General features: G+C 41.0%; 20 protein-coding genes and 3 tRNA genes. 9 read left to right on the forward strand and 14 right to left on the reverse strand.

Annotated features, from left to right (window positions below):
- Positions 1-177: 177 nt before the first annotated feature.
- Entirely contained in the window at positions 178-2,616 is a 2,439-nt protein-coding gene (gene plsB / locus ACTRWE_RS07665) for a glycerol-3-phosphate 1-O-acyltransferase PlsB (RefSeq protein ID WP_350606198.1), read from the forward strand.
- Between the two features lie 52 nt (positions 2,617-2,668).
- Here the strand turns inward: plsB and tesB are convergent, their stop codons facing one another.
- The gene (tesB, locus tag ACTRWE_RS07670; RefSeq protein WP_013463778.1) at positions 2,669-3,526 is read right to left on the reverse strand and encodes an acyl-CoA thioesterase II; all 858 of its coding nucleotides are present in this window, start codon (positions 3,524-3,526) and stop codon (positions 2,669-2,671) included.
- Positions 3,527-3,609: 83 nt separating this feature from the next.
- On the opposite strand from tesB, the gene ACTRWE_RS07675 reads away from it, so the two are divergent.
- Both ACTRWE_RS07675 and ACTRWE_RS07680 read left to right on the forward strand, forming a co-directional pair.
- The gene (locus ACTRWE_RS07675; RefSeq protein WP_013463777.1) at positions 3,610-4,065 is read left to right on the forward strand and encodes an EVE domain-containing protein; all 456 of its coding nucleotides are present in this window, start codon (positions 3,610-3,612) and stop codon (positions 4,063-4,065) included.
- A gap of 126 nt (positions 4,066-4,191) precedes the next feature.
- A complete protein-coding gene (locus ACTRWE_RS07680) occupies positions 4,192-5,223 on the forward strand; it encodes a cytosolic protein (RefSeq protein WP_462879770.1) in 1,032 nt (343 codons plus the stop codon).
- Between the two features lie 21 nt (positions 5,224-5,244).
- Here the strand turns inward: ACTRWE_RS07680 and ACTRWE_RS07685 are convergent, their stop codons facing one another.
- A complete protein-coding gene (locus ACTRWE_RS07685) occupies positions 5,245-5,436 on the reverse strand; it encodes a hypothetical protein (RefSeq protein WP_013463775.1) in 192 nt (63 codons plus the stop codon).
- Positions 5,436-6,503, reverse strand: coding sequence for a potassium channel family protein (locus ACTRWE_RS07690; protein WP_411737513.1), 1,068 nt, complete (start codon positions 6,501-6,503; stop codon positions 5,436-5,438). The genes ACTRWE_RS07685 and ACTRWE_RS07690 overlap by 1 nt, the downstream gene beginning before the upstream one ends.
- A 166-nt stretch (positions 6,504-6,669) precedes the next feature.
- Here ACTRWE_RS07690 and ACTRWE_RS07695 point away from each other — a divergent pair, with 166 nt between their 5' ends.
- Together ACTRWE_RS07695 and ACTRWE_RS07700 are read left to right on the forward strand one after the other, a co-directional pair.
- Positions 6,670-7,617: a chemotaxis protein CheV gene (locus tag ACTRWE_RS07695; protein WP_013463773.1), complete on the forward strand. Its 948-nt coding sequence runs from the start codon at positions 6,670-6,672 to the stop codon at positions 7,615-7,617.
- Between the two features lie 170 nt (positions 7,618-7,787).
- On the forward strand, positions 7,788-9,098 hold the full coding sequence (locus tag ACTRWE_RS07700; RefSeq protein ID WP_462879771.1) for a short-chain fatty acid transporter: 1,311 nt from the start codon (positions 7,788-7,790) through the stop codon (positions 9,096-9,098).
- 39 nt (positions 9,099-9,137) lie between these two features.
- Here the strand turns inward: ACTRWE_RS07700 and ACTRWE_RS07705 are convergent, their stop codons facing one another.
- Positions 9,138-10,154, reverse strand: a complete 1,017-nt coding sequence (locus ACTRWE_RS07705; protein WP_462879772.1) for a site-2 protease family protein — start codon at positions 10,152-10,154, stop codon at positions 9,138-9,140.
- Between the two features lie 357 nt (positions 10,155-10,511).
- Here ACTRWE_RS07705 and ACTRWE_RS07710 point away from each other — a divergent pair, with 357 nt between their 5' ends.
- Positions 10,512-11,729, forward strand: coding sequence for an EAL domain-containing response regulator (locus tag ACTRWE_RS07710; protein WP_462879773.1), 1,218 nt, complete (start codon positions 10,512-10,514; stop codon positions 11,727-11,729).
- Here the strand turns inward: ACTRWE_RS07710 and ACTRWE_RS07715 are convergent.
- Positions 11,726-12,793: a hemolysin family protein gene (locus tag ACTRWE_RS07715; protein WP_462879774.1), complete on the reverse strand. Its 1,068-nt coding sequence runs from the start codon at positions 12,791-12,793 to the stop codon at positions 11,726-11,728. The two genes, ACTRWE_RS07710 and ACTRWE_RS07715, sit on opposite strands and share 4 nt — an antisense overlap.
- A gap of 84 nt (positions 12,794-12,877) precedes the next feature.
- Here ACTRWE_RS07715 and ACTRWE_RS07720 point away from each other — a divergent pair, with 84 nt between their 5' ends.
- Entirely contained in the window at positions 12,878-15,370 is a 2,493-nt protein-coding gene (locus tag ACTRWE_RS07720) for an alpha/beta hydrolase family protein (RefSeq protein WP_462879775.1), read from the forward strand.
- A 164-nt stretch (positions 15,371-15,534) separates the two neighbouring features.
- Positions 15,535-16,239 (forward strand): response regulator transcription factor, encoded by a 705-nt coding sequence (locus ACTRWE_RS07725; RefSeq protein WP_013463763.1) that lies wholly within the window; start codon positions 15,535-15,537, stop codon positions 16,237-16,239.
- Here ACTRWE_RS07725 and ACTRWE_RS07730 read toward each other — a convergent pair.
- From ACTRWE_RS07730 to nudE, 7 genes are all read right to left on the reverse strand, one after another.
- Positions 16,236-17,747, reverse strand: a complete 1,512-nt coding sequence (locus ACTRWE_RS07730) for a YifB family Mg chelatase-like AAA ATPase (RefSeq protein ID WP_013463762.1) — start codon at positions 17,745-17,747, stop codon at positions 16,236-16,238. The two genes, ACTRWE_RS07725 and ACTRWE_RS07730, sit on opposite strands and share 4 nt — an antisense overlap.
- A gap of 34 nt (positions 17,748-17,781) precedes the next feature.
- Positions 17,782-18,396, reverse strand: a complete 615-nt coding sequence (locus ACTRWE_RS07735; protein WP_024601286.1) for a trimeric intracellular cation channel family protein — start codon at positions 18,394-18,396, stop codon at positions 17,782-17,784.
- Positions 18,397-19,181: 785 nt separating this feature from the next.
- A tRNA-Met gene (locus tag ACTRWE_RS07740) sits at positions 19,182-19,258 on the reverse strand.
- A 67-nt stretch (positions 19,259-19,325) separates the two neighbouring features.
- A tRNA-Met gene (locus tag ACTRWE_RS07745) sits at positions 19,326-19,402 on the reverse strand.
- Between the two features lie 82 nt (positions 19,403-19,484).
- Positions 19,485-19,561, reverse strand: a tRNA-Met gene (locus ACTRWE_RS07750).
- A 141-nt stretch (positions 19,562-19,702) separates the two neighbouring features.
- Positions 19,703-20,500: a 3'(2'),5'-bisphosphate nucleotidase CysQ gene (gene cysQ / locus ACTRWE_RS07755; RefSeq protein ID WP_013463760.1), complete on the reverse strand. Its 798-nt coding sequence runs from the start codon at positions 20,498-20,500 to the stop codon at positions 19,703-19,705.
- Positions 20,493-21,065 (reverse strand): ADP compounds hydrolase NudE, encoded by a 573-nt coding sequence (gene nudE / locus ACTRWE_RS07760; RefSeq protein WP_024601288.1) that lies wholly within the window; start codon positions 21,063-21,065, stop codon positions 20,493-20,495. The genes cysQ and nudE overlap by 8 nt, the downstream gene beginning before the upstream one ends.
- Before the next feature lie 286 nt (positions 21,066-21,351).
- Here nudE and yrfG point away from each other — a divergent pair, with 286 nt between their 5' ends.
- Complete coding sequence (gene yrfG / locus ACTRWE_RS07765) at positions 21,352-21,999, forward strand: GMP/IMP nucleotidase (RefSeq protein ID WP_036955619.1); 648 nt, start codon at positions 21,352-21,354, stop codon at positions 21,997-21,999.
- A gap of 267 nt (positions 22,000-22,266) precedes the next feature.
- On the opposite strand, the gene ACTRWE_RS07770 is transcribed toward yrfG, so the two are convergent.
- Both ACTRWE_RS07770 and ACTRWE_RS07775 read right to left on the reverse strand, forming a co-directional pair.
- Complete coding sequence (locus ACTRWE_RS07770) at positions 22,267-22,893, reverse strand: dUTP diphosphatase (protein WP_024601290.1); 627 nt, start codon at positions 22,891-22,893, stop codon at positions 22,267-22,269.
- Positions 22,894-22,945: 52 nt separating this feature from the next.
- Entirely contained in the window at positions 22,946-23,314 is a 369-nt protein-coding gene (locus ACTRWE_RS07775) for a YacL family protein (protein WP_013463756.1), read from the reverse strand.
- Positions 23,315-23,332: the final 18 nt, after the last annotated feature.

A 23,332-nucleotide genomic window follows, 5' to 3' on the forward strand; every position in this document is an offset into this window, starting at 1 on the left:
TTAAATAACAGTCAAGTTTAACAATAGTGAACGTAATGGAAGTGATGATGTCACTATAATGTCATAGCTTGTCGATTAATCTGCAGAGGATTTTTTAGATAATATGTTATCCTATGCGCTAATTTTGCTGTTATATACCCATATTGATTTGGGTAACTACTCTCTTATGGTGAGTCAATGCGTATTTTAAATTATGGTTTAAATCTTATCTCTGGTGGTATTAGCCGTTTGTTTGTTAAAAGCAAAGTACTGCCTGAAAAGCCGTTAGAGCAATTTGAGTTAAACCCTAAAAACCCGACCTTTTATATAGTGCGTTTAAATTCACGCTTTGATTTAGCGGCACTCGCGCGTGTATGTAAACGAAATGGTTTACCCGACCCAACCGAGCAGCAAGTGTTAGGTGACCAAGCGTTAGATCGTTTTATTGGCATTAAAAACCCACCACCGTTATTTGGTAATAAAGAAAAGCCTACCAATGCATTAGATCAGGGCAAGCAAATCATTGAGCACTTATTAAATAGTGGCCAAAAAAATGTGCAGGTTGTGCCTGTGACTATTTTATGGGGCAGAGCACCGGGTAAAGAGAAGCCAGGACTGAGCACTTTACTTTCGCACTCACTTACGCCCAGCTGGTTTAGAAAAATATTTGTTGTACTTTTTTCAGGTAGAGACAACTTTATTCGTTTTAGCCAACCACTTGATTTATCACTACTGGTGAACGAAAAAGCCGATGTAAATGAACTTCCTCATAAACTACTTCGCGTAGCTAGAGTACACTTTAAGCGCCAGAAGCTGGCTGCCACAGGGCCTAAAATCCCATCTCGAGATCAATTATTTAGCTCACTACTGGCATCCCCAACGATAAAAAAAGCGATTCAAACTGAAGCGTCTGAAAAAAATATTAGCCAAGCCCAAGCGCGACAAAACGCATTAAAGCTTCTTGATGAAATTGCTGCTAATTACAGCGACGCCACCATTCGCGTTGCCGATCGCATATTAACCTGGCTTTGGAACAAGCTGTATAATGGGATTGATATAAAGTACACCGAGCAAATCCATGACCTAACCAACAAAGGCCATGAAATAATCTACATGCCGTGTCATCGTAGTCATATGGATTACTTGCTACTGACCTACTCTATTTACCATCAAGGGCTTGTTCCACCGCATATTGCAGCGGGTATTAACTTAAACTTTTTCCCAGCCGGTGGCATATTCCGCCGCAGTGGCGCGTTTTTTATTCGCCGCTCGTTTGCTGGTAATAAACTTTACTCAGCGGTATTTAAAGAATACTTAAGCCAGTTATTTATCAAAGGTTACTCGGTAAAGTTTTATACCGAGGGTGGGCGCAGCAGAACGGGACGTTTACTCCCCCCTAAAACCGGCATGCTCGCAATGACAATGCAAGCCATGTTGCGCGGTATAGACAGACCTATATCTATTGTGCCGGTATATATTGGTTACGAGCACGTCATGGAAATCAATACCTATTTAAAAGAGCTGGCTGGGAACGATAAAAAAGGCGAGTCGATATTAGGTATTTTTAAAGCAATTAAAAATTTAAAAAACTATGGTCGTGGTTATTTAAACTTTGGCGACCCTATTTCTATCAATCAGTATTTAAATGATAACCAGCCTGACTGGCGTGAATCAATTCATGCAACCGATGTGCAAAAACCACAATGGTTAGGGCCGCAGGTGGCTAACCTTGCTGATCAGGTTATGGTTAAAATTAACAATGCCGCCGCACTTAACTCAGTTAACTTACTGGCGATGATACTGCTGGTAAACGATAAGCAGGCATTGAGTAAGCCAAAGCTGTTAGCTCAGCTTGAGTTTTACTTACGATTGCAACGTGATGCCAGCTATAGCAGTAAAATAACCGCACCAGATGAAACACCAGAGCAGCTACTTGAACATGCCTTAAAACTTAACAAGTTTGACGTGATCAGTGATGAGTTTGGCGAAATAATTGCGATAAGCGATAAAGAAAAAACCTTATTCAATTATTACCGTAATAACATTTTACATATTTTTGCGGTGCCTAGTTTAGTGGCGCTGCATTTATTTAAGCAACATCAAAGCACCGTAACTCAGTGCCATCAGCTGGTGAAATCTTTTTATCCATTGTTTGCTAAAGAGTGGTACTTGCAAGAGTTAGATGAGAGCTACGTTACTCGTATTTTAACTAACTTTAGTGATCAAGGCTTAATTGTGCTTGATGGTGATAACATTAAAGTGACTCAAAATAACGATAGCTTTGCCAAACTCGAAATGCTCGGTCGTGCATTGAGCTTTACTTTGCAACGTTATGCGATTGTGATTGGCTTTATTCAAACCAGCCAAGGGATTGAAAAAGCAGAGCTTGAACGTGAAAGCTATGTGCTGGCGCAGCGCTTGGGTACGTTACATGGCATTAAAACGCCGGAGTTTTTTGACAAAAAGGTACTCAGTAGCTTTATTTCAAACCTACGCGAACAAAAGCTGATTAGTGAATCAGACAGTGGCTTACAAGGCAGCTCAGCGTTGTGCGAGACTTACAAGCAACTACAAACGCTATTACCGGCACGCATTTGGCAGTCAATAACAGATATTGTGCACGCTCAATGCAAGTAAAATAAAGCCATACCCACTATATTGAAGGTATTCAATATAGTGGGTATTAGGATTAGCGCTGGCGCATTACCCCTTCTTGAATAGTAGAGGCTACCAAGTTTCCTTGGCGGTCAAAAAACTGCCCACGTACCAGCCCTCTTCCTGAGCTCGCGCTTGGGCTATCAATAGTATATAAAATCCAATCATCCATTCTAAACGGACGATGAAACCACATAGCATGGTCAATCGTCGCCACTTGCATATTCGGCTGCATAAACGATACGCCATGTGGTTGTAATGCGGTTGGTAAAAATTCAAAGTCGGACGCATACGCTAATAAATAGTTATGAATACGTTGATCGTCAGGCATATCGCCATTGGCTTTAAACCAAATATGTTTTACTGGTTCGATGGCTTCTGGCTTAAAGGGGTTATGAAAATTCACTGGGCGCATTTCTATCGGCATTTCACGAATAAACTTATTACGGATTGCTTCTGGAATATGCTGTGCATTTTCTTGATAAAACTCTAATGAAGAACGTAGCTCTTCAGGGGCAGGAACATCTGGCATGGTCGCTTGATGCGATAACCCTTGTTCATCACCTTGAAACGACGCCGTCATGTAAAAAATAGGCTTACCGTACTGAATCGCGCTAACACGACGCGTACTAAAACTTTTACCATCGCGAATCGTTTCAACGTCATACACTATCGGCTTTGCAGCATCGCCTGGGCGTAAAAAGTAAGAATGTAATGAGTGAACAATTCGCCCCGCTGGCAGTGTTTCTTTGGCTGCTGAAAGCGCTTGCCCCATAACTTGACCGCCAAACACCGCTCTAAAACCTAAGTCTTGGCTTTGTCCTCGGTATAAACCTTGTTCAATTTCTTCAAGTGATAACAACGACAATAAATCATCTAATACTTGGCTCATTATTTCTTCCTCAATCCCCTAATTTCTAAATGATACTATACAATACTGGAAAAATACCAACACACTGAGTGAGGAAAACTAATATGGCTTTTTGGCTATTTAAAACCGAACCCGACGCCTTTTCAATTGATGACTTAAAGTATGCACCCGAACAAACCACGTTATGGGAAGGCGTGCGAAACTACCAAGCGCGTAACTTTATCCGCGATGATGTTAAACAAGGTGATTTAGTGATGATTTATCATTCTAGCTGTAAACAGGTTGGCGTTGCGGGAATAGGAATTGTCACTAAAGCCGCTTACCCTGATCCGACTCAGTTTGACTTAAGTAGCGATTATTATGATGCCAAAGCAACCGTTGAGACCCCCCGTTGGTTTGTGGTGGAAGTAACCTACCATTCTCATCTCAGTAGCATAGTGAGCTTGCAAGCAATTAAGGCAAATGAGTCAGTGACAGACATTGCTCTTAAAAAAGGGGGACGTTTATCGGTCATGCCAGTGACCGAAAATGACTGGAATGAAATCTTGAACATGGCTTAATAGTCGCAAAGGTAACATACATTTTGCCATTAAAAAGGCACTCCACCAGCGCAGCATAGCTTGGCTCAATTTCTCTTATGCCCTCAGATTTGCTATGATCTGCGGCTTGTGCGCACTGGAGGAAAAATGAAATTACTATACTGGTTAGATGAATGGTTAACTCTCAGCGATAATGAGAAGCAAGCAAAACTACCTACCTCTGGTGGGGATTTACTCGGTGATGTGTATGTAAAATATCACTTTGTTGATCTCAACAAACCCCTGCTTTTTACTTTTTCACCTGCCGGTACTGATGTACAAGAGCGTGATTTGAACGAAGACTTTGCACCTTGGGGCTATCATTTAGCACAAAAACAAAACGTTAATATTATTGCGTTTCAGCATTTGGGTAAAAGTAATTGGTTTCGTAACCGCAATTTAATCTTTTTTATTGAGCAACTATCAACCCTACTCTCTCCTTTTGAAACCAAGCTAGGCTATGGACTTAGTCGTGGCGGCTTTGCTGTGGGTGCATTTGCTAAATTACTCAAACTCGACAAAGTACTGCTTTTCCATCCTGTTAGCACTAAAAACAAACTTATCGCCCCTTGGGATGACCGCTCAAGTACCGACATTGCCCAGCAATATGACTGGCAAGGTGACTACCATGATTTAGATTTAGGGGATGCACAGGGCTACATTATTTATGACCCAACCAACCGCATTGACCGCCAACACGCTAAACGCTACCAGCAGCTCACTCACTTACGCGTGTTTGGGATGGGGCACGGCACCCATGCCACTTATTTAAATAAGTTTGGGTTTTATAAACAAGTGGCTGTTGATTTTATTGCTAATCAACAAATCGACATTGCACAATTTAGGCTACAAACAAAAACACTGCGTTTAAAAGAGGATTATTATAAAAAACTTAATAAAGCCAATGCTAATTCGCCGCATCGTCAAGCGTTATTAAGTACCGCTCACACTATTTTAATCGACGAAAAAGCAGCGCACGTGCAAGAGAACCAAGAAAAAATTGATATTCAACCTTTAATAGACGTAGCCATTAAGCATCAAGATGAAAATCCAAATGATGCCATTAAACTATTAGAAGTGGCTCAACAGCTAGCGCCAGACGACCCGCTGGTTGAGCATAAGCTGAGACAATTAGAATAAGTAACAAAAGGTACTCATTCTTTACTTTTTCTTGGCGTGCCCTTGCTTGGGCACAATCGAAAAGTAAAGAATCAGCGCTATCCACGAAAAGAAGATAGCGCCTACTAGCCAGCCATTTTTTTCATGGCCTTGGCTACGCTTACTGTTAAGGATTATCATAATAGGGAAAATGTAAGCACATAAAACGATAATTAAAAACGCAATTTCAGTCATTATTTTTCCAAGCTAGGCCAGTCAACTTCATTACTCAATACTCGCTCTTGCGCAATGTAATGCAAAATATCTCCGGCGTTTACTGCATAATCTAAAGGCGGATTTAAATCCATATTTTTTGCACTTAAATTATGAGCCACACCTAACAATATTGCATCATGATCGTACTTAAAGTGATGAAATAATTTACCAAACTCCATGGTTTTTACATTACTAGGGATTTGTAAACTAAACTGCGTATCACCATGCAAGGTTGATAATAGTTCCTCTTGTACACGACTTGAGCCTGGGTCTTGCATTGAGCGCACTAAAATCTCTGCCGATTTAGTACTGCTACACTCTACGTTGTGGCAATGTTCTAATAACATTTCAACTTTTGTTTCATCAAAAAAGTGCGCACTTATGTGGCATTCTTCTTTGACTAAACGGCTAATACGCAATGCAGTGGTAAATGTTTGGTCGTCATCTTGGCCATCAATAATCACTTTATCCGCGTGGCGAATGGCAACGCGCTCTAATTCATCCAAATCGGTGAAACTGGTTAGGCGAGCAAAATCAACATTCTCATTACTTAAAAAGGGATGCTCTATTTGTTCAGTAACCGCTAATAAAATACGGCGATCAGTCCGCTTAGTATCAGCCAAAATGTAGTCGATCATTTTTTTGGTACGAGCATTATGCCAACCAAAAATAATAATATGATTGCTACTGTGAGCAAAGTTTTTATCACCAGTCATAGCGCGCCTAATTAAGTAAGTTACTGTTTGTCCTGTTTTACCCAACAAGACACCAAATAAAGCCAAACCAAAAGGTATTTGTATTAATGCGACAACCCAACGACCTAAGTCAGTTGATGGACTTAAATCCCCATACCCTACCGTTGAAGTGGTTACCGTGTAGTAGTAAAAAAAAGTACCCGGTGAAAGCAGTGCCTGCTCATTTGCCACTAATAATAAGCACCAAGTAAGCAGCATATGTAAAGATGTTGCTATTACAACAGACTGCCAACTTACCTGATCAATATGGCTGCGCAACAGCACAACAATACGTTTAAAAATATGATGCATAATTTTTTGTTAATCGATTGATTATTTAAATCATTTAGTAACACGATACTGCACATGATAACACTTAAGCAACGTTTTACTGTAATCGAAATATTCACGGTTCGTTATGAAGAAAAATAAGAGTAAACTATAGTTATAAAGTTATGAGGAAAAATATGGGTCTATTATGTCAGGTGTTTTAGCGTCAGTTGATCAGCGTACTCAGCTTGTAGGCGAAAATCGTTTAGAGTTGCTACTTTTTTATTTGCATAGCCGCCATTTATTTGCACTCAATGTATTTAAAATAAAAGAAGTGGTAAAGCTTCCCCGTTTAAGCAAAATACCGCACTCTCACCCTAAGGTAACCGGTGTAGCCAATATACGCGGTGAATCTATCCCAGTGATTGACCTTCGCCAAGCCATTTCTATGGCTAAAAAAGAATATGGTGAAGATTGTAATCTGGTCATAACTGAATATAACCGTACCACACAAGGTTTTTTAATTGGCAAGGTTGATCAAATCATGAATATGACCTGGTCTGACATTATGCCGCCACCCAGCTCTGTGGGTAAAAATCATTATATTACGGCACTAACTAAAGTGCAGCGTGATGGCCAAGAGCAATTAGTTGAAATTATTGATGTAGAAAAAGTGCTTGCTGAAATAGTTGAGTACGAAGTCAATATTACTGATGGGGTGTTGGATGAAACCATAGTAAACGAATTTGCAGGACGCAAAATATTGCACGCCGATGATTCGCCAACAGCACGTAAACAAGTTAGCGATACGTTATCGCAGCTTGGCATCGAAATTATTCCTGCCAGTAATGGCCTAGAAGCCCTACAAATGCTCAAAAGCTGGGCTGATGAAGGACGCGATGTTGAAAAAGAGCTGCTAATGGTGATTACCGATGCCGAAATGCCTTCAATGGATGGCTATCGCTTAACCTATGAAATACGTAACGACAACCGCTTAAAAAACTTACATGTGGTGCTTAACACGTCCCTGAGTGGCAGCTTTAACCAAGCCATGGTGGAAAAAGTAGGCTGTAATGCATTTTTATCAAAATTTCAGCCCGACTTACTCGTTCAAGAAGTACAAAATCGCTTAAAGCAAGTGCTTGGTGATTCATAATTGAGCATAACTAGCAAATACCGACCAAGGTAAGTATTTGCTAGCGACATTCCCTCATCAACAACCTTTAAAAAGTCTGCTTTACTGAGCGTTTATTCAAAGCGGTGTTTGCTAATCCTAAGATTTCATGATTAATTAACAAATAAGTTTTCACTAACTCGTTATTAATTATGCTTAATAAAGTTGCCAGTCCATTTACCAAGCTCGTCGAGCGCTACTTACCCGACCCATTTATATTTGTTATTTTGCTCACCATTATTACTTTAGTCATTGCGAATTTAGCGACCCCTGCAACCACACTTGAGGTAATAACATCATGGGGTAGCGGGTTTTGGAACTTACTGAGCTTTGCCATGCAAATGCTGTTGGTATTAGTAACAGGCTACATGCTTGCCAGTACCTCGTTAATAAGTATGTTACTAACAAAATTAGCAACGCTTGCTAATACGGCCCCAAAAGCCATTATTTTAGTGACATTTATTTCGCTTTTAGCAAGCTGGCTAAATTGGGGGTTTGGCTTAGTAATTGGGGCTTTATTTGCTAAAGCGATTGCTAAGCAGACTCGAGTGGATTACCGGCTATTAGTGGCAAGTGCCTATTCAGGCTTTGTAGTATGGCACGGCGGATTGGCAGGCTCCGTACCACTCACCATTGCCAGCGAAGGGCATTTTTCACAGGCGACTATGGGTATTATTGGCACACAGCAAACCTTATTCGCAGGCTTTAACATTGCGATTCTGATTGGCTTATTTATTATTATGCCGCTGGTTAACCGCTACATGCTACCGAGTGAAAAAGACAGTGTTTATGTTGACCCATCACTGCTTGAAAACACACCACCTGATAAAGTAACAATAACACGCCCTGCTCAGCATTTAGAACAAAGTAAGCTATTAGGTATGGGCATTGGTTTAATCGGACTTGCCTACTTAGGTTATTACTTTTTTATCGCAGGTGGCGGCTTAAACCTCAATAGTGTAATTGCCCTGTTTTTGTTTATGGCAATCACTCTGCATCAAACACCCCATAATGTGCTTAATAGCTTGCAACAAGCGATTCCAAGTGGCGCAGGAATTGTAATTCAGTTCCCTTTTTATGCTGGCATTATGGCGGTCATGGTAGATACTGGACTGGCGCAACAAATATCACAGGGCTTTATAGCCATAGCGGATGCTGATAGCTTGCCATTTTACAGTTTCATTAGTGCAGGCCTTGTGAATATATTTGTACCATCAGGTGGTGGCCAGTGGGCGGTGCAAGCGCCTATTGTTATCCCTGCAGCACAAGAGCTTGGTGCAGATATGGCGCGGGTTGCTATGGCTGTGGCGTGGGGAGATGCGTGGACTAATTTAATTCAACCCTTTTGGGCATTACCGGTATTAGCCATTGCAGGATTAAAAGCTAAAGACATTATGGGCTTTTGCGTGGTACAGCTGATTATTACTGGGGTGTTTATTTCGTTGGTATTAAGCTTTTACTAATATAATCGGGCTGTAACTCATATTACAGCCCGCACTTATTTAGCTCGATAAAATCTTCATCGGTAAGCTTAAAATTGCATTTTCAGAGTCAGCAAAGTGCATCATCACCGCTACATGGCCAGCAACCACCAGCGCATACATGACCGCTGAAAAGCCTTGGCCATATCTATCTAATGGCAATAAATGCGAGTAATGGCGGCCGCGCCATTCAAACACGATTTCCAGCGCACCGATGAATAAGAAGAACACTAATAGCATGAGGCCAAACGTGTAACTTAGCCATAAACCAAATAACACACCAAGCAAGCACACGCTTAAGCCTATCCAAGATCGCATTGAAAAGCTAATGCTTTTTAGTACATGCCCGCCATCAAGCGGTAAAATAGGCAGTAAATTGAATAAATTAAGCAGTGCACTAAGCACCGCAACACCTGCAAATATTTCCATTTCCGTAGCGTAATAAAGCACTACACCAAGTACAGAAGTAAACAAACCAAAGGCAGGCCCCATTAGTGATATAACCACATCTTGCCAGCGCGTAGTTATTTTATCGTCGCTAACAGCCAAGCCACCAACAAACGGAATTAAGTAAAACCCTTTGGTTTTAATGCCAAAATACTTCATAGCGCGCACATGGCCGTATTCATGTATTACCAAACAAGCAATCAGCATTAACGCAAACTCAATGGTAAACAGCCAGGCATAACCTGCTACTGATGCGCTCGCTAGCACCACTTTAACCACCTTGGCACTTTTAAATAACTTAAAACCTAGCGCCGCAAGCCCCAAAAACCCTTTTTTAGATTCGCCTTGCGCCGCCACAGGCAAAGCTAACTGAGTGGCAAACTGATTATCTACAAATAGCGCAATACTCTGTTGGTTAACGTCACTGCTATCAATACCAATTAGCTGCTCATCAAGCATAAACTCAACATAGTTTTCACGTGGGTTTTCAAATGCAATCGCTTGCTGATCATGAAATATTTTTACAATTTGTTGCTTATCTAGCATAAGCGTAAACGGTTGTTCGGCTAGATTCAGATCGATTTTTATCATTGTTATATCAGTTCGCTTAATTAGGGGCGCTATTTTGAGGCAGAAAAATCCAGTCGATAGCAAGGCAAAAACTTCGTTATTTAGTTGCTTTAAAGAAGAATTTTTTAACGCAGCTCGCGTCTGGTTTGTCCCCTCAAAATGATTAAGTATTATTGCGGCTTGGTATTATAACCATTATAAATTATGGCGCTAGTATACCTACCCACCTAAAAAACACGAGCAAGATAGAATAATTTGTCGATTGGATTTTGCTGATATTTAAAATTTAAAACAGCAATTAATACTGACAAAAACAATTCAAGCGACTATTTTTAAAACAGAAGGATATAAATTACGACCGTTAAGTTAAGGACAACAATGCACACAAAATTACCAAACATACTCGTTGTCGATGACTCAAAAGCCATTTTGATTGTCATGAAAGCTATTTTTAATGAACTCGAAATGTCGCAATCCACAACCACCTGTTTAAACCCTGTTAAAGCACTTGAAAAAGTAAAAGCTGATATAAACTATTTTGATGCCATATTTACCGATCTTAATATGCCAGAAATGGATGGCATGGAGCTGATCCGTAACTTAGGTGAAATAGGCTATTGCGGTGCAATTGTTATTATTTCTGAAATGGATCCTAAAATAATCAGCCTAGCCGCTGACCTCGCTAAACAGCACAATGTGCATTTAATTGGCAACCTATCTAAGCCTGTGCAACTCAATCAGGTAAATACGTTACTTACCAAAATCGCTCAGTTAAACAGCCACACACTTGTAAAAGAGCGCCCAATCACTAAAGAAAAACTAATTAAAGCATTAAAAAATAATGAAATAACACCTTACTATCAACCTAAAATAAATATAAACACCAATCAAATACAAAGTGTTGAAGTGCTGGCTCGCATTGTTTCAAGTAAAGACGAGCGAGTTATTTTACCGAGCCGTTTTATCAGCTTGGCTGAGCAATGCGATTTAATCAATGACATTACGTTTACGCTATTTGAAAAAGCCTGTGGTGACATCAAGCAACTAAAAGAGCAGCTAGGTACAAATTTGAAATTGTCATTTAACTTATCGCCGTGTCAGTTAGATGATTTAAACAGCCCCAATAAGTTATTACAGCTTCTACAAAAACATGATGTTTTACCCAGTGATGTGGTGCTTGAAATAACCGAGCAGCATGCCCTTTCAAGCTACACACAACTCGAAACCTTAAATAGATTAAGAATATTCGGCTTTGGTATTTCACTCGATGACTTTGGCACTGGTTTTACTAATATTAACCAACTGAAACAGCTGCCATTTACAGAAGTAAAAATAGATCGCTCTTTTATCAGCCACATAGAAACCGATAAGTTTTCTCAAGTGGTAGTCAGTTCACTAATTAATATGACAACCCAAGAGCAACTTGAATTAGTGGCCGAAGGGGTTGAGCGCCCCGAAGAGCTGGCCTACCTCAAGCATTATCAAACAAATTTAGCTATACAGGGCTTTTTATTTAGTTGCCCAAAAGCAAAAGCTGAATTTATCTCGTGGGCCCAACACTGGATAAAAACAGCTGCTAAAACAAAAAACGGCTAACGAGATTCATTATCGTCGGCGCTGACGATATGCTCACTATCAGCTAAACGCTGGTGCCAACGCTGCTTTGCTACGGCGCGCATATTGGTAGATTGATCTCGCTCATCCACAATTTCTAAGCCCATTAACGCTTCTATCATATCCTCGAGCGTTACAATTCCTTGCACATCACCATATTCGTCAATCACTAAGCAAATGTGGGTACGTTGAGTGAGTAATGTTTGTAATAGTGACGATACATTTTGGGTGCTCGGTACCGTATAGATAGGTTTAACTAACTTACTAATTTTGTAATCTGTGCCTAACCGATGATATGCCAACATAATATCGTTTTTATGTACAAAGCCTATGATATCGTCAGCGTCTTTGTCATAAATTAGCACTCGAGAGAATGAGGAAGAGCCATGTTCACTTAAGTACTGATTTACAGTAAGGTCTTTATGAATTTTAAAAATAACCGTACGCGGAGTCATTAAATCGGTTAGTTTTGCATGTCTAAAGTGCAGTAAGTTGCGGATGATCTCTGATTCATCAGCATGAAGTGCCCCTGACTCACTGCCAATATCGGCCATCGCTTCTATTTCTTGGCGAATATAATAGGCCTCATTATGCTTTTGCCCCATCAAATTGGTTAGCTTTTGTGCAGCCCATACAAACGGCTTAAGTACTAACACCAAAATACGTAAACCATAAGTCACACTAGGCGTTAAAGCACGCCAATAATTAGCCCCCAGCGTTTTAGGAATAATTTCAGATAACACCAGTACCAATAAAGTCATAATCGCAGACGCAATCCCCACAGCCGCATCTGAAAACACCACGGCAGCCTGTGCGCCCACACCCGCAGCACCGGCAGTATGTGCAACAGTATTAAGTGTTAAAATAGCCGCTAATGGCTGATCGATATTACTTTTTAGCTTCTCTAGTTGCTTAGCCAGTACTGGCCGCTCTTTACGAAGCAGCGCAACATAACTAGGTGAAATGCTCAATAGCACCGCTTCCATGACAGAACACAAAAACGAAATCACAATCGCTGTAACCATGTAAATGATTAATAGTGTCACTTTTTTTCCTCTAAATTGGATATATGAGCATCATAACAATACATGCTATATTTGGCCAAATCTCCAATAATAATAGGCATAGTAATGAATTTAAGCGCACCTTGGCATCGTTACGCAAAACGTTTTACTCACTTGGCAGCCCTACTCACATTAAGTAGTTTAAGTTTAACGGCATTAGCTGCCCCACTCGATCAATCAAAAATTCAGTTTATCGGGCCTCTTGCAGAAGACATGCAAGCAAAGCCATTTCAAACACCGCATGGCGACGTGATTATCAATAATCTGCTTGCACAACTTGAATCAAATAAAGAAAGCTTTGTTGTGTTTGGTAAAAAGCATAAGTGGCAACCACTTGATAAAATTAACGCGCTTACTTTAGGCGGTTTACAAGCACTTAAATTTAATATTGAAACTAACCGATTTACTCAAGGCTCCTTAAACATTAAAGGAATAGAGCAAGGCCAGGTTTTTATTAACGGTGAGAAACAAAGTGGTGAAAACCAACGCTATCAACTTGCTTTAAATAACGGCTCACACACCGTTATTGTCATTGCTCAACAGGTTGCTAATTGGAATGATGTCACCTTAGAGTTTGTGCCAAAAGCAGAAACTGACGCCGTGACCCTAACGACAAATAAGACCAAGCGCTTATCGGCTAAGCAATTGTTTGACGCCCCAACTATTAGCGGCTTGTTTTTGTCACCTGATGCTAAGCATTACTTAAGTACAACAAAGCGTTACAGCGATAAAACAGGCAACGACGCCATTACCACAACCGAGCTTAAAAATACTAATAACCAAACGGTATACCGATTTGAAGAAGCGCAGCCTAGCCAATTCACTTGGAGTCCTGATAATCAATTTTTAGTCTATTTACTCAACGGCGAATTAAAGCAGTTAAACCGTAAAACTTTCGCTATAAAAACCTTAGCCTCAGGCCTTGAGGGGGCAAGCAACTTTAGCTATTACAACGATAATAGTATTCTTTTTAGCTGGTCCAAATCACCTGAAGAAACCAATAGCCTCACTAAACATCATAAAGGCTTGCAAGACCGTTGGTCTTACGCCCGTACGGTTAGTCAATTATATTTACTCGATACCCACAGTGGTTTAACCAAAGCCCTGACCGAAGGCGTATTAAGCCATCAACTTGAAGATGCTAACAGCAACCGTGGAAAACTATTAATAAGTCGTCCAGTAATGGCGATGCAAGCCTCAACTCATCCAGAGACTGAGTTGGTTGAACTTGCATTAAAATCTAACAGCATAAAATCATTAGGTAAGTTTAAAACCTTTAATCAAGCGAAATATACCGCAAACAATATTTATGTTGTTGCAGGCCCTGATTTTAAAAATGGCGCAGGCAGAGTACTACCGCAAACCATGCTGGCGAATAATTATGATGGCCAGCTGTATTTACTAACCGATAACGCTAAAAAAGTAACGGCGTTAAGTAAACAATTTGACCCTGCGATTGGCACATTGGAAGTACTAAGCAATGGCGATGCGTTAATCAAAGTGACAGAAAAAGACACCCAACCACTGTATTTATATGATCTTAGTAAACAACGCTTTAAAAAGTTAGATACAGGGTTTGATATTGTAGAACAGTTTAGTTTTTCAAATACTCGCAATACCCAGCTACTACTCTCTGGCAGTAATGCTTCAAGCGCCCAACAACTCAAGCGCTTTGACGTAAGCAAAAATAAGGTGGAGTTAATCTGGGATTCAAACCCGATTGCATATGCCAATACCACGATTCCTAAGCTTGAAGAATTTAACTTTACCAATAAGCGTGGCGTAGAAATCTCTGGCCGTGTTTATCTGCCAAGCAATTTTGATAAAGCCAAGAAGTACCCTGCTCTTGTTTATTATTATGGTGGCACCTCACCAGTAACACGCGGGTTTACAGGGCGTTACCCTTTTAATTTATGGGCAGCAAACGGGTATGTGGTTTATGTTGTACAACCAACCGGCGCAACGGGTTTTGGGCAAACTTTTTCAGCACAACATGTCAATGCGTGGGGCGACTATACCGCCGATGACATTATGCAAGGCACAGAGGCATTTTTAACTAAATATGATTTTGTAGACAGAAGTAAAGTAGGTAATTTAGGAGCATCTTACGGTGGGTTTATAACGATGCTGCTTGCTACTAAAACCGATATGTTCAGCGCGTCTATTGCTCATGCGGGAATTTCAAACTTAACTTCTTACTGGGGTGAAGGATGGTGGGGATATTTATACTCAGGCGAAGCCTCTAAAAATAGTTTCCCGTGGAATAACTCTGAACTTTATAGCCAACATAGCCCAGTGTTTCATGCCGATAAAGTGACCACGCCATTACTGCTTATTCATGGTGACAGCGATACGAATGTGCCAGTAGGTGAAAGCTTAACTATGTACACCGCGCTAAAACTGCTAAATAAAGATGTTGAAATGATTGAGTACAAAGGAGCCAATCATCAAATATTTGCTCGCGATAAGCGCTTTAATTGGTGGAACACTATGTTGGCTTACTTTGATAAAGAGTTAAAAAATGAACCACAATGGTGGAATTCAATGTACGGCCAATAGTCATTTAAATGCGCACTTAAAATAATTTATATAAAGTGCGCAATACAAAGGTAATTTCATTATTCTTTTTTGTAATATAAAGTTACCGAAAAAATTAAACTCTGTGTTATGCATGTAACGAATAATGCTAACATGCAAGGCTACTATTAAAAAAATAACAGACTATGGCAATTAATGTTTTATTGGTTGAAGATGACGAGCTGCTAGTAAAGCGCATCCAAAATCATTTTATAAATACCGAGTTCTCTATTGACGTTGACGCAACGGGTGCCGATGCTTTAAGCATGGTCAAAAGCCGTGTAAATCAGCGCAGTGCTATTTCCTTGGCAATTATTGATATTGTGCTGCCAAAGCGCAATGGTTTACAACTTGCCAAAGAGTTAAATACGCTCACCGATATTGGTGTTATTTTGTTATCGAGCCGTGACTCACAAGCTGATCGTATTGCTGGTCTTGCTCAAGGTGCCGATGACTATATTTGCAAGCCTGTCGATTTACTCGAGCTTGAGTTGAGAATGCGCGCTTTATACAAACGTATTGCAAACAATCAACACGACGATGACAGTGAAGAGTTTATCGAATACGCTGATTTTAAACTCCATCCAGATAACCGCACACTCATTACAGCCAGTGGGATTGAATCACGGCTCACCGAAGCAGAGCATAAAGTGCTTATTTGTTTAATCGGCAATGCCGGTAAAGCCACTTCACGTGAAAAAATATCAGAAGAAATTGGCCAGCCTGATTGGAGCCCCAACGATCGTACCGTAGACGTGTTAGTGGGTCGTTTACGTAAAAAGCTTAACGATGAGAAAGATCAAAAACGCATCGTCACCGTGCGTGGTAAAGGCTATATGCTATCTATTTAGTATTGGGTTAACTGCGATAATAAACGCTCAAATGCCCGATAATTAAGCGCTTCTTTAAGCTCATTTAAACTAATTTGTGGCGCGCCCTTTAAATCACTAATGGTACGCGCTACTTTTATCACTCTATGATAAGAGCGCGGCGATAACGCCAGCTTTTCACTTGCTCTAGCTAAAAACTGTAGCTCCGCAGCGGGTAACTCGCAGTATAAGCTCATTTCTTTGTTATTTAGCCGCGCATTCACTTTACCTTGGCGTTTTAATTGTATTGCATAAGCCGCTTCTACTCGCGCTCTCACTTCAGCACTGGTTTCTTCTGCAGTCGTACTTTGTAGCTCCACGCTGCTTAGTCTAGGGAGCTCAATTTGCAAATCAATTCTATCGATAAACGGTCCTGATACCCGCGATAAATAACGCATCACTTGATCAGGGGTCGCCCGTTTATCATGATGGCACCCTGTCGGGCTGGGATTAAGTGCTGCAATAAGCTGAAACTGTGCCGGAAATTCCATTTGTCTTGCCGCGCGTGAAATCGTCACGGTTCCGGTTTCCATTGGTTCTCGTAACGAGTCCAGTACTTTGCGCTCAAATTCAGGCAGCTCATCTAAAAATAATACGCCATTGTGCGCTAACGATATTTCACCGGGTTTAGGGTTAGACGAGCCACCCACCAGCGCAACTGCAGAGCAAGTGTGATGAGGATTTCGAAATGGTCGCTGACGCCAGTTGGTTAAATCGATTGAGTGGCCAATAATGGAATATAAAGCGGCAGTATCAATGGCTTCATCATCTGACATGGTTGGCATTATTGTAGACATTCGTTGCGCAAGCATTGATTTGCCGGTTCCTGGTGGCCCTAAAAATAGTAGGTTATGTCCACCTGCGGCAGCAATTTCTAGTACTCGTTTAGCACCGGGTTGGCCTTTTACATCACTTAAATCGAGTAAAAAGTCTGGCGCTTGGGTACAGTCAGGGTAGGCAATATTTAATGGTAAAGGTTGTTGGTTGAGTAAGTCTCCCCACACCTCTTGTATAGAGCTTACCGCTTTTCGTTTTACACCGCTGACAAGGCTGGCCAAACTATCGTTTTCAAGAGGAAGAAAGCAACAACGGTTTTGCTCTTTAGCACCGAGCACTGAGGGTAAAATAGCATTCACTGCACGTATTTCACCATTAAGTGCAAGCTCACCATAAAACTCATACTTATGAATATCAGGGCAGACTATTTGTCCCGATGCGACCAAAATGCCTACCGCAATCGCAAGGTCAAACCGCCCGCCGTCTTTTGGTAAATCGGCAGGTGCTAAATTAACGGTGATACGTTGATCGGGAAATCCAAATTGAGAGTTTTCAAGAGCGCTGCGTACTCTATCCTTGGCCTCTTTAACCGATGCTTCGGGTAAGCCGACAATATGAAATGCAGGTAAACCATTCCCTAAATGCACTTCAACCATAACCTCGGGGGCATTAATTCCTACTTGTGCGCGAGAAAATATACGGGCTAACGACATTCCTTATCCTAGTTAACTGCTGTATTAAACCAGTTTAGTCAGGATATTTAAAAACATGTAATATAATCTTCCATTTAATGGCCGAAAAGCGCAGCAATAAGGTCATTAACATACTCAAGATCATCGCCACTTCCACCGTTAAAGATAGGTTTATAGCTAAGGTATACACAATACCACCAGCAATACAGGTAATAGCATAGAGCTCACCTTTGAGCAGCATAGGAATATCGCGGGCAAGCACATCGCGAATCAATCCACCAAAACAGGGGGTGATCACCGCCATAATAATAACCGTCATATCAGGCATACCGGCCAATTGCGCTTTTTGTGCTCCCATTACCGCAAAAAAGGCTAAACCAAATGCATCGGCTGTTTGTAAAACATAATAAGGAATCGATTTTTGTTTATTGATCAGTCGTGTTGTAACAAGCACTGCGGCTAAAATAGCATAGAAGTAGCTTTGATCGTGTAACCAAAATACGGGTTGATCGAGTATCACATCGCGAACAGTACCGCCACCAATAGCCGTAACGGTTGCAAGCACAACCACACCAAAGCCATCCATTTTCTTTTCATAGGCAACCAAGGTGCCCGATATAGCAAATACCGCTACGCCAATTAAATCAAACCAGTGATAGAGTTCAGTCATAATTTTGATAACAAAAAGTTTTAAAGAGTTTAACGCATAGCATACTAAATATTCAGCAATAACACTTTCAAAAAGTAGAATTAGAAAAGAACAGCAGAAATACGTGTTAAAAATAGCGTGAGGGAATATGAATTTTAGGCATAAAAAAACACGCTTTAGGCGTGTCGATTTAATAAAACATGTTATTTCAGTGGTTGCGGGAGCCAGAGTTTGTAAGGAGCGAACCGACGACCTTTGCGTTCTAATGGAGAGCTGAGTCCGACGCGCTTTTAGACGCACTGAATTTCAGGCATAAAAAAAACACGCTTTAGCGTGTCGATTTAATAAAACATGTTATTTCAGTAGTTGCGGGAGCCAGAGTTTGTAAGGAGCGAACCAACGACCTTTGCGTTCTAATGGAGAGCTGGGTCCGACGCGCTTTTAGACGCACTGAATTTCAGGCATAAAAAAACACGCTTTAGGCGTGTCGATTTAATAAAACATGTTATTTCAGTGGTTGCGGGAGCCAGAGTTTGTAAGGAGCGAACCGACGACCTTTGCTGGCTAATGGAGAGCTGAGTCCGACGCGCTTTTAGACGCACTGAATTTTAGGCATAAAAAAACACGCTTTAGGCGTGTCGATTTAATAAAACATGTTATTTCAGTGGTTGCGGGAGCCGGATTTGAACCAACGACCTTTGCTGGCTAATGAAGAGCTGAGACCGACGAGCTACCCATTGCACTGAATTTTAGGCATAAAAAAACACTCTTGTAGAGTGTCGATTTAATAAAACATGTTATTTCAGTGGTTGCGGGAGCCGGATTTGAACCAACGACCTTCGGGTTATGAGCCCGACGAGCTACCAGACTGCTCCATCCCGCGCCTGAAATTGCAGATTTATTTATAGTTGCTTACATTACAACTTGGCTTCCAATCCTCTAAAGGAAATTGGTTGCGGGAGCCGGATTTGAACCGACGACCTTCGGGTTATGAGCCCGACGAGCTACCAGGCTGCTCCATCCCGCGCCTGTATATTTTAAGTCTATCGACTACTTAATTTAATCTCTTAAGTTAGAGTTTACAGTAACCTAAAACCTCTAAAGGAAATTGGTTGCGGGAGCCGGATTTGAACCGACGACCTTCGGGTTATGAGCCCGACGAGCTACCAGGCTGCTCCATCCCGCGCCTGTAATTTCTTTGTAACAGTATCGTGTTATTCACAAGCCTGTTTCGAAGAGAGCGCTATAATATAGGAATAAACCTATAATGCAAGGTTTTACTAATTAAAAACGTTTAAGTGAACAAAAACTCATCAAAAGGCGGTTATTACACTAATCGCTGATGTGGGTTTATCATTTTTTGCCACTCCCAATCGGGATGCCCCATAACAATAAAGTCTGGGTTTTCTGTGCTTTCCCTTTGGTTATAGGTCAGAGGGTTAAACTCAGCATCGGTAATACACCCCCCCGCCTCTTCAACTATTACTTGTGATGCGCCAGTGTCCCATTCACCAGTGGGACCAATTCTTAAAAAGCAGTCAGCTTTACCTTCAGCAACAATACAAGCTTTAAGCGAACATGAGCCTAAAGCCACCGTTGCAAATTGCGCATTTAAATACTGACTCACGGCTTCTATCTTTTGGCGGCGGCTTACAGCCAAAGTTAAACTTTCGGGAGGCGCTACAAATATTTGTTTATCATGCTCGCCTTTACGCTTAAACGCCCCATTATTAGCGGTAGCAAAATAGGTCACGTCTTTTGCTGGCCAATGAATCACTCCCAATACAGGATGATTATTTTCTATCAGCGCAATATTAACGGCAAAGTCGCCGCTTTCTAATATAAATTCACCGGTGCCATCCATCGGATCAAGCAGCCAATAGCGTTGCCAGTGCTGCCTGTCTTCCAATGCTGGGATCGGCGTCTCTTCTGACATAATAGGAATATCGGGAGCTAGCGCTTTTAAGCCAGCAACAAGTACATCGTTTGCGGCTAAATCTGCTTTAGTAACTGGCGTATTGTCTGATTTTTCTTGTTGACCAATATCATCTTTTTTATAAATAGCCATAATTGCATCACCTGCACTTTGGGCAAGTGTTATGCATGGTTCAAGTAATTTATCCATTAGTCGCTCCTGAGGCTAAGTACTTATCTAATAATAGCAGAGCGGCAACACTACGTGCTTCAGTAAAGTCAGGTTGTTCTAATAGCGACTGCCACTGCGCAAGTGGCCATTTAACAAGCACTAATGGCTCTGGCTCATCACCTAATAGGGTTTCAGGGTATAAATCTTTAGCAAAGAGAATATGCATAGTGGCATTGAAATAACTAGGCGCCATAGTGACCGTTTTAAGTGCTTCAAAGTATTCTGCACCAAAGCCAATTTCTTCTTTGAGCTCTCGGTTTGCCGCTTGCTCAGGTGTTTCACCGGGGTCAATTAATCCTTTAGGGAAACCTAACTGATAGTCATTGGTGCCGGCGCAATACTCTCGAACGAGTAGTAGTTCGTTTTCAGCTGTGATGGGTACAATCATAACGGCTCCACGGCCACCGCCGCGAATTCGTTCATACTGACGCTCTTCGTCATTTGAAAATTTTAGTTCTAAAGACTCCACAGTAAATAAGCGACTTTTAGCGACAACATTATTACTGAGAATTTGTGGTGGTGTTGGGTGCTTTTTCTGTGTCATGGGCATCAATTTGCTATCATTGCAGTTATACTAATCATATACCCAAATGAGTATAAGATGCGAGTTTCAGTTTGAATTAAAAGCAATTTAAATGCAGAATTAATCATAAAATATCTTACCCGTAGTTAAGGTTAAATATTTATCTGGCGTTATTGAATTCGCCCTTAATATTTCATCATTGGGTATATGTTTTTATAGTTCAATTAACAGAGCCCATTATATTTCGCTTGCAAGCATTTCATCGCAACGTAGTCATTTAACGCCTCAATTTCCACAAGGATATATCATGCTCAATTGGTCAAAAATCGATACTGTATTACTCGACATGGACGGGACTTTACTTGATTTACATTACGACACTGACTTTTGGCTCAATGTTGTTCCACAACAACATGCTCTGGCTCAAAATATCAGTTTTGAGGAAGCCCGCGCAGATATCTTAAAACGCTATCAGGCTGTGAGTGGCAAAATTCAGTGGTACTGCTCTGACTATTGGGAAGCACAGCTAAACTTACCTATTCTCGAACTAAAGCGCCAGTCTGCTCACTTAATCAAAATTCGTGAAGACGTTCCGCATTTTTTAACGGAACTTCGACGTGCAGGTAAAGAACTCATTTTACTTACCAATGCTCATCCTGAATGCGTCATGCTCAAATTTGAACATACCGCTATTGATAATTATTTAGACGGAGTGGTGTCAACGCATGAATATGGGGTAAGTAAAGAGCAACAAAGTTTGTGGCATAAGGTTCAAGGGGATTTAGGGTTTGATAAACGCCGCACATTATTTGTAGATGACAGCTTACCGGTATTAAATGCCGCTCGAGAATACGGCATTGAGCATTTACTTGCGGTTGCTAACCCGAATAGCCAGCAACCACATAACGATATAACCGATTACTTAAGCGTCACCGATTACCGTAAGCTTATTTAGGGTCTGTTGATCTTTCAAGGTTAAATTTGCAGCAGTCTGTTTGGTATTTAGGCAAGGCAGAGCCTATGTGGTGTGGTTATTCCCCATAAATAGGCGATAACGCAGCATCAATGCCAAACAGGCGCTGCCCTTCGGGTTCTGCCTAGGGGCGATTTACTCTTTGTTGCTCGGTTTTTACTTAGCCCACTAGGTTACAAACCTCGCGTCGCGATTAAACCGCCCCTAATTTGAACAAATTGTAATCCGCAAAGGTCAACAGACCCTGGCTTATTCGCCCTGAGGGTAACGCGCTACTAGGCCTTGATATACCTGTTTTGCAAAATCTACATGCTCAGTATCAAGGCTTTTAACTACTTCAACTAAGTGTTCGTTATCTTCTTTGCCATGCCACACTTTAATGTAGCTACCCTCTTTGTAACCATGATCCTGACGGAAGAAGTTCAGCGTATTTTTACCCACATAGCCACGATATAAATCATCAATATCCATACCGATTTGTGCCATACAACCGGCAAAAGCAGCCGCGTTAAAGGTTTTATTGGCAACCGCACTGGCCGCTAATAATTCAAGCGTTTGTTTAAAATCATCACCTTGCTGTGGGGCGCTCATTTGAGTTTGTAGCTGTGTTGCTATTTGCTCGTAGCTGGTCTCACCGTCGATACGTAGCGATAAACCAAAATGAAAAATATCAACCAGCTCTAAAATTACTTGTTCAGTATCTGGCGTTTGTTTTTTCCACCATTTCCAACCGTAATGATCCAGCATTTCTGCACATTCAACCCAAATAGCTCTATACCACTCAAAGCCTTGACTAAACCATTGCTCATGTACTTTGGTATTCATGGCATTTTGCATTTCTAGCATAACAACTAGTTTGTTTAAATTCGCAGACATATTGGTTCCACTGTTGGATTTATAATTAGGGTAATAATACAGATAATATAACTTAACGACCAGCCGAAAACTCATGCCACGAGTTGATCAGGTCAACAAAGTCTTCAAAACCACAACCACTGCTTAAATCATTCTCTTCAAGCATGAGTTCATCATCTTGGTAGGCTAATATATCTTCGTTATCTTGATGCAGCGCATGCGCTTCAAATAACGCTTCATCTTTAGACAGAATTAGATCAATTTCTTGGCCTTTAAGTGTTACCGGCTCAAAGCTTGAACTCACAGAGCTAATAAGTGCCTGCACCATCGCCACTTTATCTTTACCTATTTCTTCATTTAACCAGCGGCCTATAATCGCGTGCTCGCTGCTAATTTTAATTCTTAACCCACTAATAGGATCGCGAATGAATTGGTATTCCATAACTTTATTCCAGTACTG

This window comes from Pseudoalteromonas sp. G5_S1_54_S4 (genome assembly GCF_054968565.1).